We start from the raw sequence: 12,417 nt of genomic DNA on the forward strand, positions 1-12,417 counted from the left end.
GACTTCACTAGCAAGAGGAGGGTCCACGTGGCGGCAAAACTGACCGCGGCGATCATCGGATCGGGCAACATCGGCACCGACCTGATGTACAAGCTGGAGCGTTCGGAGGTCATCGAACCCCGATGGATGGTCGGCATCGACCCCGACTCGGAGGGCATGAAGCGCGCCGCCGACCACGGGCTCATCACGATGAGCGGTGGTGCGGACGAACTCCTCGGGTCCCAGGACAAGCCCGATCTCATCTTCGAGGCCACCTCGGCCTACGTGCACCGTGAGTACGCCCCGAAGTACGAGGCCGCCGGCATCACCGCGGTGGACCTCACCCCGGCGGCGGTCGGACCCGCCGTGGTCCCACCGGCCAACCTGCGTGAACACCTCGACGCCCCGAACACCAACATGATCACCTGCGGTGGCCAGGCGACGATCCCGATGGTGCACGCGGTCTCGTCCGTCGTCCCGGTCCCGTACGCGGAGATCGTCGCGTCGGTCGCCTCGGTCTCGGCCGGCCCGGGTACCCGCGCCAACATCGACGAGTTCACCCGCACCACCTCCGCAGGCGTCGAGTCGATCGGTGGGGCGCAGCGCGGCAAGGCGACCATCATCCTCAACCCGGCCGACCCGCCGATGATCATGCGCGACACCATCTTCTGTGCCATTCCCGAGGACGCCGACACCGACGCCATCGCGGAATCGATCCACCGGCGGGAGAAGGAGATCCAGCAGTACGTGCCGGGTTACCGCCTGCTCCAGGACCCGCAGTTCGACCCGCCGAGCGTCCTGAACGGTGGCTACGCACGTGTGTCGATTTTCGTAGAGGTCGAGGGCGCGGGCGACTTCCTGCCGCCCTACGCGGGCAATCTGGACATCATGACCGCCGCCGCGACCAAGGTCGGCGAAGAACTCGCGAAGAAGAAGTTGGGAGTCCCCGCATGAGCACCACCAATGTGGTCACCACCCCGCGCGACCCGAAGCTGATGGCCAACGCGCGCAAGTACTCCGACACCCTCGACATCCGCATCACCGATTCCTCTCTGCGTGACGGCAGCCATCACAAGCGTCACCAGTTCACCGAGGAGGAGGTGCGGGCGATCGTCGGCGGCCTCGACGAGGCCGGTGTGCCGGTCATCGAGGTTACCCACGGCGACGGTCTCGGCGGCTCGTCGTTCAACTACGGGTTTTCCAAAACCCCCGAGCAGCAACTCATCAAGGCGGCCGCCGAGACAGCCAAGCGGGCGAAGATCGCCTTCCTGATGCTGCCCGGACTGGGTACCAAGGACGACATCCGCGCCGCGCAGGACAACGGCGGCCAGATCTGCCGCATCGCGACCCACTGCACCGAGGCCGACGTCTCCATCCAGCACTTCGGTCTGGCGCGGGATCTCGGACTCGAGACGGTCGGCTTCCTGATGATGAGTCACAGCCAGCCGCCGGAGGTCATCGCCAAGCAGGCCCGCATCATGGCCGACGCCGGCTGCCAGTGCGTCTACGTCGTCGACTCCGCGGGCGCCCTGGTCCTCGAGGACGTCACCGTCCGCGTCGAGGCGCTGGTTGCCGAACTCGGCAACGACGCCCAGGTCGGGTTCCACGGCCACGAGAACCTCGACATCGCGATCGCCAACTCGGTCAACGCGATCCGTGCGGGAGCCCAGCAGATCGACGGCTCCATCCGACGCTTCGGCGCCGGCGCGGGCAACACCCCGACCGAGGCCTTCGTCGGGGTGTGCGACAAGCTCGGCATCACGACCGGCGTCGACTTCATGAAGATCGCCGACGTGGCGCAGGACGTGGTCCGACCGGCCATGCCGTCGGAGTGCCTGGTCGACCGCCCGGCGATGATGATGGGCTACGCGGGTTGCTACAGCTCGTTCCTCAAGCACGCGGAGGGCCACGCCGAACGGTACGGCGTCTCGGCCGCCGAGATCCTGCTCGAGGCCGGTGCGCGCAAGCTGGTCGGCGGCCAAGAGGACCAGCTCATCGACATCGCGCTGGAGTTGAAGAAGAAGCAGGACGCCAACGCCGGGGTCTGAGCCCCAGCTCGCCGGCCTCGACCACCGAAAGTTCCACCACCACAGGTGCACTGACTTCCTCCCATTGTGTGGGATCTCGGCACCCGTCAGGACCGCTCGATGAGTTAATTGTGCGCAACTCTTCGAGGAGGTTCACATGACGGATCCCACTCTGCGGCCGGTCTCGGCGTCGCACGTCGAGTGGTCGCAGGAGGCCGATGTCGTCGTCGCCGGACTCGGTGTCGCGGGAGCCACGGCTGCGATCGAGGCTGCTCGCGCCGGCGCCGACGTCCTGGCTCTTGAACGACTTGGTGGCGGAGGAGGCGCTGCTGCCATGTCCGGTGGTTTCATCTACCTCGGCGGCGGTACGGCGCTCCAGAAGTCGTTGGGTTTCGACGATTCGGTCGAGAACATGAAGGCCTTCATGAAGGCCGCGCTCGGACCCGGCGTCGATGAGGCCAAGGTCGACGTCTACTGCGAGGGAAGTGTCGAGCATTACGACTGGCTCGTCGACGCGGGTGTCGTCTTCGACGAATCGTTCTGGGGTGAGCCCGGATGGGAACCTCCTCACGGGGAGGGGCTGATGTACTCCGGCGGTGAGAACTCCGCGCCGTTCAACACGACGATCCCGCCGGCACCACGTGGCCATCTCCCACGTCGTGCGGCGGCCGCGAACGGCGAGCAGGCCGGCGGGTACATGCTGATGAAGCCGCTCCTCGATCTCGTCGACGAACTGGGCGTCCGAACGCTGTACAACAACAGCATCAGGTCGCTGGTCGTCGACGACGACGGACGAGTGGTCGGCGTCGTCTCGCGGAGTTTCGGGAACGACATGGCGATCCGTGCACGTCGCGGGGTGGTGCTCGCGACCGGGAGCTTCGCCTACGACAACACGATGCTCCGCGATCACGCGCCGCAGATCGAAGGTCGTCCCGCGGCCTCGATCGAGAGTCACGACGGCCGGTCGATTCTGTTGGGCCAGGCACTCGGCGCGGCGACAGCGCACATGGACGCGACCGAGGTGGCGATCTTCTGCGACCCGCAGTTGATGGTCCGCGGGATCCTCGTCAACGGTCGAGGGCAGCGTTTCGTCACCGAGGACACCTATCCCGGCCGGATCGGGCAGGCGACCCTGTTCAATCAGGGGGGCGAGGCCTTCCTGATCATCGACGAGGCGTCGTACGAGGAGGCGATGGCCACGGAGTCGACCAGTGCGAAGATGCGTGCCGCGCCGAAGTGGGTGTGCGAGAGCGTCAGTGAGCTCGAATCGGAGATGGGCCTGCCCTCCGGTTCCCTGTCGGGGACGGTCGAGCTGTACAACAATCACGCCGCCGATGGAACCGATCCACTGTTCGGCAAGAAATCGCAATGGTTGAAGCCGATCTCGACACCTGTCGCTGCCTACGATCTGCGGGGAATGACGGGTGGGTTCACACTCGGCGGGTTGAAGACCAGCGTCGACTCCGAGGTGTTGCACGTCTCGGGTGCTCCGATAGCGGGACTGTATGCGGCGGGCCGTTGCACCTCGGGAGTGTGCGCCGGTGGGTACGCGAGCGGTGCGAGTCTTGGGGACGGCAGCTTCTTCGGGCGCCGGGCCGGGGTGAGCGCAGCGGCGGCCGGCTGAGCGAAACACAACCACGGTGGTACCTGTGCCTCAGACAACCTGTCGAGTCCTGCTCATCGTGGCGGAAGTACGCCTGCGGAGCTGATATGCGTCAGGAAGTTGCGCGCTGCACCGGCATTGGGTTGCGAACCCGATAACCACACCGCGCGCAAAGGCCGCTCGAGGTCGAGGTCGTCGACGGGGATGCGGATCAGCCGACGGTCGAGATCGTCGGCAACCGACAGGTTGCTGAGCACCGCAGGGCCGGCACCCGCGATGACCGCCGCTCGCACCGATGCCGTCGTCGAGAGCTCCAGCACCGGTGCGGTGGTGTCGCGGGGCTGCCCCAGTGTTTGGGTCAGTGCGCGTTCGAAGAATTCGCGGGTGCCCGAACCCTCTTCGCGGGTCACCAGTGCGGTACGCGCGAGGTCGGCGGCCCCGATTCGGCGGCGTCTGCGCGTCCACGGATGATCGGGCGGCACGACCACGACCAGTTCGTCACGCGCGATCGTCCGGCTTCGGAGCCCGGGTGCCACCCGAGGTCCCTCGACGAATCCGAGTTCGACCTCGCCGTCGCGCACCAGCGTGCAGACGTGGTCGGAGTTGGCGGCGGTGAACGACACCTTCGGCGCGGGTTCGTGCTGGGCCGCGAAGGACACGAGCCAGCGGGGGAGAAGATGCTCGGCGACGGTGAGACTCGCGGCCAGCCGCAGCCGGTCTCGTCGTTCCAGCCGCAGCGCGGCGAGTCCGGCATCGAACTCGCCCGCCAGCGTGAGCAATCGGTCGGCCCACTCGGCGACGAGCCGCCCCGGCTGGGTCGGAACCGATCCGCGTGGCGTTCGTGTCAGCAACCCGACCCCGAGCTGGGTTTCCATCGCGCGGATGCGTGCGGACACCGCCTGCTGGGTGACACCGAGTTCGGCCGCCGCGGCATTGAGACTGCCCGTGCTGATCACCGCCTGCAGGGTCTCGAGCGATGCGAGGTCCGGCATCCGTGGGCTGAGCACCATCGTCCGAGGGTACAAGGGTCTCCTGTACCCCGGCCACAAACAGCGTTTGTGACCTGCCAACGATTCGGGATCTACCGGGGTCGCGGCATCCGCGCGATCGTGATGGGCATGACCACGACGACTGCTCGCGCTACCCCGACCGGCTCGCTGCGCGGGAACGGGCCCGGAGTGCGCAGTCGGGTCACCTACTTTCCGCCGAACTGGTTCGCGACGGTGATGGGCACGGGGATCATCGCGATCGCCGCGCATGGCCTGCCCTGGCAGCCGGCCGGCCTGAGCGTCGTTGCCGTCGGGTTCTGGTTGCTGGCCTGCCTCGTGTTCGGAGCCGTGGTCGTCACCACGATCGGCCACTGGATGGCGGATCCCGCCGTTGCTCGCGGCCACCACGACCACCGCGTCGTCGCGCATTTCTACGGCGCGGTGCCGATGGCGATCATGACCGTGGGGACCAGCACCGTCCTGGTCGGCGTCGGGGTCATCGGCCGAGACGTTGCCCTCGGCGTGGATGTCGCGTGCTGGATCATCGGCACACTCGGTGGCGTGGTCACCGCGCTGGTCGTCCCGTACCGGCACCTGATCGTCGGGCGCGCTCACGTGGGGGAGGCGTTCGGCGGCTGGTTGATGCCGGTCGTGCCGCCGATGGTGTCGGCGTCGGCCGCGGCGATCCTGGCGGGTCAACTCGGTGCCGGGTGGGCACGGAACCTGGTTCTCGGCGTCGGGTACGCGATGTTCGGTCTGGCGGTGGTCGCCGCGACGCCCATCCTGGTCGCTCTGGTCCGTCGGTTCCGGACCGGCGATCACGGCGCCGCGACCATCATGCCGACCTGGTGGATCGTGCTGGGCCCGCTCGGGCAGTCGGTCACGGCGTCGTGCGTGCTCGCCCAGGCGGCACCGCATGTGGTACCCGCACCGGTTGCGGGAGTCATCCACGAGTTCTCGCTCGTCTACGGGCTGGTGGTGTGGGTGATCGCCACGATCTGGATCGGTGTCGCCGCGCAGCTCACCGTCCGCACCGCGCGGCTCGGGATGCCGTTCGCGATGACCTGGTGGTCCTTCACCTTCCCGGTGGGTACCTACGTGACCGGCTCGTCGGCCTTGGCGCTCACCCTGGGCTGGCCGGTGTTCGAGATCGCGGCGGTCGCCGGTTTCGCAGTGCTGGCCCTCGCCTGGGGCGTCGTCGCCGCCAGGACGACGCGGGGCGTCGTCTCCGGCGAACTTCTCGAACTGCCGGACCCGGCATGTTGACGCCCCTCGCTGACATCAGGATCATCGACAGGGCGCCGGAAGGTCGCGCTCGGACACCACCGTGACGAGCACCCCGTAACCGGAAGGAGTCGCCATGGCAGACACACAAGCGTGGACCGGAGGGGAAGCGAACGACGCCGACGTCGTCGAGCAGACGACGCCCGTCGATCCCGTCGATCCGGATTCCCCCGCCGTGTCGGAGGCGCCGTCGATCGCCCTCGAGGCCGATCCCGCCGACGTCGTCGAACAGTCGACCGCGCTCGGTCCCGACGACCCCGACGAATACCCGCCCGAGGACGATCGGTAGACAACTCACACGCATATAGCGCGTGCTTCTTCTACCGATCGCGCGGTGTCACATCCCGGCCGGCGGATGTCCGAGGCAGATCAGCGCGCCCATCGGGTCCTTGATCGCCGCGAGCGTCCCGTACGGGGTGTCCTCGCCGGGCATCAGGATCTCGCCGCCGAGGGACTCGACCTGCTTGACCGTCGCCGCCACGTCGTCGACGGTGATGTAGATCTGCCAGAACGACGGCACCTCCTCGGGAAACAGCTTGGAGGCGTCCATGATCCCGGCGTAGGACTCCTCGCCGTAGAAGATCTGGCCGTAATGATCAGGACCTACGGCGTCGGGGTCACCGCCGGTGCCGACCTCCTCGATACGCGCGCCGAGCACGGCGCGATAGAAGTCGAGTGACTTGGCGTAATCCTTGGACTGGCATTCGAACCAGTACGGGGTGCCGTGATCGCCGAACTCCGAATAACCCTTGTGCTGCTTGGGTTGCCAGAAACCGATGACCGCTCCGGCCGGATCGGTGGCGACCATCATCGTGCCCTCGTCACCGATCGGCATGGGCGGGACCATGATGCTGCCCCCGGCGGATTCGACGGCGTTCACGGTGGCGTTCGCGTTCTCGGAGTGCAGGTATACCGACCAGATGTTCGGCGGCCCGGCCTCGTCCATGGCGGGGCTGAGCCCGGCGACCGGTTTGCCGTTCTTGAGGAAGTTCCGGTAGCCGCCGAATTCCTCGTTCGGTTCCTCCGTCTCCCAGCCGAAGATCTCGCCGTAGAACTGCTCGGCCTTCGCCGTGTCGCTGCTCATCAGGTCGAACCAGATCGGCGCCCCGGACGGGGCTGCGTACTCGGCCATGTTCGTATCCCTTCGTTGCTTGCGGAATGTTGCTGAACGATTGAGGTGGAGACTCTCAGCGTCGCGCAAACTCATCGGTCCGACAGCGGGTTGGGATGCTCCGGGGAGATCGATACCGGCGCGTGATTTCGGCACCGGGCGAATGGCAATCTTGTTGGTATGACGACAGAACCGGGCATCGTCGACAGACTTCGCACCTACGTGTGGCCTGCCGCCCTCGTCGGTGGGCTCCTCCTGGTGCTGTTCGCGCAGGTGGAGTGGGGAAGCACCGACGAGGGCGTACAACCGTCCATCACCGGTCTCGGACGGGTGACCGTCCCGGGGGCGAGCGATGAGGACGTGGCCTTCTTCTTCGAGGACAACACCGACCGGCCCGGTCTGAGTGTGGTGATCCTCGGTGCGGTCATCGCGCTGGTCACCGCGTTGGCGTGGTGGCGCGAGCGTCTGCGTCCGGCGGCGATCGGGGTGATCGGCCTGGCCGCGGTGGTTGCGCTCGTGGTGGGGATCCGGACGTTGAGCGATCCGGCCGCGCATCTGTTCTCCGACCGGGTCACCGAGGCCCTCGACCTCGAACTGCCGACGATGCAACCGGGTTACGGGCTGCTCGGCACCGTGGTGGTGGCGGTGCTGCTGCTCGTCGTCGTGGGGTTCGCGGTGGTGACCTCGGTGTGGCCCGGACGGTCGGTGGACCCGGTGGAGGTCAGCCGAAACGACGAATCGTCTTGATTGGCCCCATGTCCTTGACCTTGGTGAAGCCGATGGGCTTGCCCGTGGTGTAGGCGTTGAACAGCCGGCCGCCGCCGGCGTAGATGCCGACGTGTCCGGCGTCACGGCCGAAGATGATGATGTCGCCGGGGGCGAGAGCGCTGAACGGGATCGCGTTGCCGACCCTCGCCTGCTGCTGGCTGGTCCGGGGCAGTTTCACGCCCGCGGTGTGGAATGCCCACTGGACGAGACCGGAGCAGTCCCACGAGTGCGGGCCGGTGCCACCCCATCGGTATGGCTTACCGATCTGGGTCATCGACGCGCCGAGCGCCGCCAGGCCGGTGGGAGTGGGGATGGGCAGGTAGATCGGTACCGAACCGGTGGAATCACTGGAGCCCGAACTCGAGCCGGCCGCGGCGGCGCGTCCGGCATCGGCGAACGGTGAACCCACGAACGGCGCCGCGACGGACAACGCGGCGGAGAGGGCGACAGCACAGGTGACCCGCACACAGCGGGTTCGCAAAACGGACATGACGATCAGATTGGCGGACCGGATACCCGCGTGTCGCCATTAGTTCTCGACGTGTGACGAAGGTGTGACCGTTGTGATGCGTGAGGCTAATGACAATTGATGTTGCCCATGGTGCTCAAATTCGACGCTCACCAGTAACCGTCGGGATCGGTCGCCGGTGATTCCGGCGGAATGATTCCCTCGGCGACACCGTGGTCGATACTCGCCGACAACCGGACACACGTCGGCATCATCGCGCCGGGGAGCAACGGTCCGTTGCCGTCGTCGCCGCCGGCGCGCATCTGCTCGAGGCCGTGGCATCGGCTCCGGGCGTCGGCGTTCCACTGCACGCTCGTGTGGTGCGTGCTGGTCTTCTTCACGAGCACGCACGCATGACAGGCGCGGCATTCGATCTCCCGCATGCCGCCTTGCAGGTAGTGCTCGCGGTCGCGCCGGGTTGCCTCGTGGACCCGGGCCGCCCGGTCGGGATCGTCGCCGAAATCGGGCGCCTTGGCCCAATGTGCTCGTGACGCGGCCCGGGTCATCGTCAGACCTGCGCCTTCTCCGAGGAGTCCGTCGCGCCGTCCGGCGACTGCTCGGCCGCAGCCTTCTCGGCTTCCTGGCGCCGGAGGTTCTCCTCGATCTCGGCATTCCAGCTCTCGACTGCCTTCGAGGTGTCGATCTCGTACTCGAACCGGCCCGTCATCTCCTCGGTGACATCGGCTTTGTCGACGTAGAACTGCTCGTACCAGCGTCGGAGCTGATACACCGGGCCGTCCTCCTCGACGAGGAGCGGATTGTCGATCCGGGTCTTGTTCTTCCAGATCTCGACGTCCTGCAGGAATCCGACCTCGACGCCGGCGCTGATCTTGGTCGCCATCTTCGATGCCTGCTCGGCGGTGAGGCCCTCGGGTACCTTCGCCATGACGCCATACATCAGGACGAACGAATTCTCGTCGATCGGGTAATGGCAATTGGTCAGGATGGTCTCGACCGCGAAACCGCCGTAGTACTGGACCATCGGGTTCAGCATGTAGGACGGACCGTAATAGGCGGCGATCGATTCGAGTCGGCTGTCGCCGTAATTGGTGCCCAGCGTGACGTCGGGGCGCCCGTGCGAATTCATGTACTGGGCGGCGATCTCGCCCTCGAAGACATTCTTGAAGTAGTCCGGCAGGGCGAAGTGCACGTAGAAGAAATGCGCCATGTCGACGACATTGTCGATGATCTCGCGGCAGTTCGAGCCCTCGATCACGATCCGGTTCCAGGTCCAGTCGGTCCACTCCTCGGACCCGACCTCGGCGAGCTCCGGGATGATGACCTCGTCCGGCGGCGGGTTGCCCTCGGGGTCGTTGTAGACGAAGACCTGGCCGTTGCGGACCATGGACGGCCACGAGCGGGTCTTGGCGAGCTTGGGGTTGCGCTTGGCGTACGGGACGCCGGCACAGCGGCCGTTGCCCTTCCACAGCCAGCCGTGGAACGGGCAGGCGACGTTGTCGCCGGACAGCTTGCCCTGGGACAGGTCGCCGCCCATGTGCCGGCAGTAGGCGTCGAGGATGTTCAGCTCGCCCTTGGTGTCGACCCAGACGACAAGCTTGGTGCCGAAGACCTGCACGGAGTGCGGCGTGCCGTCGTCGAACTCGCTGAACAGACCCAGGCAATGCCACCCGCGGGCGAACCGGGTGGGCGGTGCGCCGGTGTCGATCTCCCGGATACCCACCTCGGCGTCGTCGGACGAACCGGGGGTGTTCGGGGTCATCGTGTCGGGTGCTGGTGACATGTGCCCTCTCCTGTCTGTGGCTGGTGTCGCGTCGAACCTTGCACCAATACTAGAACACGTTTCAAATCCTTTGGGTCGATCGCCGCCCAGATCGCGGATCAGTGCTGTACATGGGCATAAAGTCCCGGTGCTCGACAGAAATGAGAACGTGTTCTAATCTCGAACTCGATAAGTAAGCGGCCGGCGCTGTCCGGCCGAGGTAGAGACAGGTAGGAGCAGGCGAGATGCCAGCACAACGGAGCGAAGCCGCCGAGCAGGTCCTGGAGAAGATCAACGCGCTGCTCCCGGAGATCGAGCAGCGGGCGCAGGCCACCGAGGACCTGCGTCGAATCCCGGAGGAGACCGTGTCCAGCCTCGAGACGGCCGGCTTCTTCAAGCTGATGCAGCCCGAGCAGTGGGGTGGATACCAGGTCGATCCGGTGACGTTCTACGAGGCCGTGCGGCGCATCGCCTCGGCCTGCGGGTCGACGGGTTGGGTGTCGGGCATCATCGGCATCCACAACTGGCACCTCGCGCTCTTCGACCAGCAGGCGCAGGAGGATGTCTGGGGCAAGGATCCCAACGTCCGCATCTCGTCGTCGTATGCACCCATGGGCATGGGTGAGGTCGTCGACGGCGGCTACAAGGTCAACGGTTCGTGGGCCTGGTCGTCGGGTTGTGACACCGCCGACTGGGTGTTCGTCGGTGGACCGGTCATCAAGAACGGCAAGCCGGTCGACTTCGTCAGCTTCCTGATCCCGCGCGAGGACTACACGATCAAGGACGTCTGGAACGTCGTCGGTCTGCGCGGCACCGGCTCCAACACCATCGAGGTCAAGGACGTCTTCGTCCCCCGTCACCGCATGCTGAGCATGCGCACCATGTCGATGGGGCAGAGCCCGGGTCTCGAGCAGAACACCGCACCGGTCTACAAGATGCCCTGGGGCACAATCCATCCCAGCACCATCGCGACGCCTATCGTCGGCATGGCCTTCGGTGCCTACCATGCCCACGTCGAACACCAGGGCAAGCGCGTCCGCGCCGCCTACGCCGGCGAGAAGGCCAAGGACGATCCCTTCGCCAAGGTCCGTATCGCCGAGGCCGCCAGCGACATCGACGCCGCGTGGCGTCAGCTGTCGGGCAACCTGCAAGCCGAGTACGACCTGATCCTCGCCGGCGAAGAGGTTCCCATGGAACTGCGTCTCGCGGCCCGCCGCGACCAGGTGCGTGCCACCGGCCGGGCGATCTCCGCCATCGACCGCCTCTTCGAGAACTCGGGCGCCCATGCACTCGAGAACGGCACCCCGATCCAGCGGTTCTGGCGCGACGCCCACGCCGGACGCGTGCACGCCGCCAACGATCCGGAACGCGCCTACGTCGCATTCGGCAACGGCGAGTTCGGGATTCCCATCGGCGACACGATGGTATAGGGACCCTTCGTGACGCTCGCAGGCCGGCTCCTCAGGGAGCAGGACACGCTCGCAGGCTCGCTCCGCAGGGAGCAAAAGGAGTGAAGATGACTGACTGTCCGATCCGTTCACTGGGATACATGAGGATCGAGGCGACCGACATCGAGGCGTGGCGCACCTACGGCCTCAAGGTCCTCGGCATGATCGAGGGCTCGGGACTCACCGAGGGCGCGCTCTATCTGCGGATGGACGACTTCCCCGCCCGCCTGGTCATCGTGCCCTCGGAGCACGACCGCCTGGCCTGCGCGGGGTGGGAGGTCGCGAACGCCGCTGCGCTCCAGGAGGTCCGCGACCGCCTGGCCGGTGCACACGTCGTTTTCCGGGAGGGCAAGGACGAGGAGATCGCCGACCGCCGCGTCGCCGAGTTGATCGTGTTCGACGATCCCGCCGGCAACACCCTCGAGGTGTTCCACGGGGCCGCGCTAGAGCACCGTCGCATCGTCAGCCCGTACGGTCACCGCTTCGTCACCGAGGAACAGGGTCTCGGTCACGTCGTGCTCACCTGTGAGGACGACAAGGCCGCACTCGAGTTCTACCGGGACGTCCTGGGATTCAAGCTCCGTGACTCGATGCGCCTGCCCCCGCAGGTCGTCGGACGCGAAGAGGGCGACGAGGTCCCGTGGCTGCGATTCCTTGGCTGCAACCCGCGACACCACTCATTGGCGTTCCTGCCGATCCCCAACAGCACCGGCATCGTCCACCTGATGGTGGAGGTCGAGAACTCCGACGACGTCGGACTGTGCCTGGATCGCGCCCTGCGCAAGAAGGTGCCGATGTCGGCAACCCTGGGCCGGCACGTCAACGACCTCATGCTCTCCTTCTACATGAAGACACCGGGCGGCTTCGACGTCGAGTTCGGTTGCGAGGGACGGACGGTCAAGGACGAGGAGTGGATCGCCCGGGAGAGCACCGCGGTCAGTCTGTGGGGGCATGACTTCAGCGTCGGGTTCAAGAACTGA

The 12,417-nt window shown here is 66.5% G+C and carries 13 protein-coding genes; 8 read left to right on the forward strand and 5 right to left on the reverse strand.

All coding sequences use genetic code 11. From position 1 onward, the window contains the following. Positions 1-27: 27 nt before the first annotated feature. The 3 genes from RVF83_RS09660 to RVF83_RS09670 all read left to right on the forward strand — a co-directional run bounded on the left by RVF83_RS09660 (position 28) and on the right by RVF83_RS09670 (position 3,630). Complete coding sequence (locus RVF83_RS09660; protein ID WP_005194335.1) at positions 28-933, forward strand: acetaldehyde dehydrogenase (acetylating); 906 nt, start codon at positions 28-30, stop codon at positions 931-933. After that, positions 930-2,027: a 4-hydroxy-2-oxovalerate aldolase gene (gene dmpG / locus RVF83_RS09665; protein WP_005194334.1), complete on the forward strand. Its 1,098-nt coding sequence runs from the start codon at positions 930-932 to the stop codon at positions 2,025-2,027. Before RVF83_RS09660 ends, dmpG begins: the two co-directional genes overlap by 4 nt. Before the next feature lie 136 nt (positions 2,028-2,163). Then, positions 2,164-3,630 carry an FAD-dependent oxidoreductase gene (locus RVF83_RS09670; RefSeq protein WP_005194332.1) on the forward strand — a complete coding sequence of 489 codons (1,467 nt, stop codon included), beginning with the start codon at positions 2,164-2,166 and terminating at the stop codon, positions 3,628-3,630. Between the two features lie 53 nt (positions 3,631-3,683). On the opposite strand, the gene RVF83_RS09675 is transcribed toward RVF83_RS09670, so the two are convergent. After that, the gene (locus RVF83_RS09675) at positions 3,684-4,619 is read right to left on the reverse strand and encodes a LysR family transcriptional regulator (RefSeq protein ID WP_083877492.1); all 936 of its coding nucleotides are present in this window, start codon (positions 4,617-4,619) and stop codon (positions 3,684-3,686) included. Between the two features lie 48 nt (positions 4,620-4,667). Between RVF83_RS09675 and RVF83_RS09680 the strand changes: the two genes are divergently transcribed. Continuing rightward, a complete protein-coding gene (locus tag RVF83_RS09680; protein ID WP_005194330.1) occupies positions 4,668-5,864 on the forward strand; it encodes a TDT family transporter in 1,197 nt (398 codons plus the stop codon). Between the two features lie 94 nt (positions 5,865-5,958). Then, on the forward strand, positions 5,959-6,171 hold the full coding sequence (locus RVF83_RS09685; protein ID WP_005194329.1) for a hypothetical protein: 213 nt from the start codon (positions 5,959-5,961) through the stop codon (positions 6,169-6,171). Between the two features lie 48 nt (positions 6,172-6,219). Here RVF83_RS09685 and RVF83_RS09690 read toward each other — a convergent pair whose 3' ends face one another. After that, positions 6,220-7,014 (reverse strand): VOC family protein, encoded by a 795-nt coding sequence (locus tag RVF83_RS09690; protein ID WP_005194328.1) that lies wholly within the window; start codon positions 7,012-7,014, stop codon positions 6,220-6,222. Between the two features lie 159 nt (positions 7,015-7,173). Here RVF83_RS09690 and RVF83_RS09695 point away from each other — a divergent pair, with 159 nt between their 5' ends. Continuing rightward, positions 7,174-7,740 (forward strand): hypothetical protein, encoded by a 567-nt coding sequence (locus RVF83_RS09695; RefSeq protein ID WP_005194327.1) that lies wholly within the window; start codon positions 7,174-7,176, stop codon positions 7,738-7,740. Here the strand turns inward: RVF83_RS09695 and RVF83_RS09700 are convergent. The 3 genes from RVF83_RS09700 to RVF83_RS09710 form a co-directional block, all read right to left on the reverse strand. Further along, complete coding sequence (locus RVF83_RS09700; RefSeq protein WP_005194326.1) at positions 7,715-8,251, reverse strand: NlpC/P60 family protein; 537 nt, start codon at positions 8,249-8,251, stop codon at positions 7,715-7,717. The genes RVF83_RS09695 and RVF83_RS09700 overlap by 26 nt on opposite strands. A gap of 128 nt (positions 8,252-8,379) precedes the next feature. Then, a complete protein-coding gene (locus tag RVF83_RS09705; RefSeq protein WP_005194325.1) occupies positions 8,380-8,775 on the reverse strand; it encodes a hypothetical protein in 396 nt (131 codons plus the stop codon). A 2-nt stretch (positions 8,776-8,777) separates the two neighbouring features. Further along, positions 8,778-10,010: a Rieske 2Fe-2S domain-containing protein gene (locus tag RVF83_RS09710; RefSeq protein ID WP_005194324.1), complete on the reverse strand. Its 1,233-nt coding sequence runs from the start codon at positions 10,008-10,010 to the stop codon at positions 8,778-8,780. A 224-nt stretch (positions 10,011-10,234) separates the two neighbouring features. Between RVF83_RS09710 and hsaA the strand changes: the two genes are divergently transcribed. Together hsaA and hsaC are read left to right on the forward strand one after the other, a co-directional pair. Continuing rightward, positions 10,235-11,419 (forward strand): 3-hydroxy-9,10-secoandrosta-1,3,5(10)-triene-9,17-dione monooxygenase oxygenase subunit, encoded by a 1,185-nt coding sequence (gene hsaA / locus RVF83_RS09715; RefSeq protein ID WP_005194323.1) that lies wholly within the window; start codon positions 10,235-10,237, stop codon positions 11,417-11,419. An 86-nt stretch (positions 11,420-11,505) separates the two neighbouring features. Continuing rightward, the gene (hsaC, locus tag RVF83_RS09720) at positions 11,506-12,417 is read left to right on the forward strand and encodes an iron-dependent extradiol dioxygenase HsaC (RefSeq protein WP_005194322.1); all 912 of its coding nucleotides are present in this window, start codon (positions 11,506-11,508) and stop codon (positions 12,415-12,417) included.

Origin of the sequence: Gordonia rubripertincta, from assembly GCF_038024875.1 — a bacterium.
Lineage (GTDB): Bacteria > Actinomycetota > Actinomycetes > Mycobacteriales > Mycobacteriaceae > Gordonia > Gordonia rubripertincta.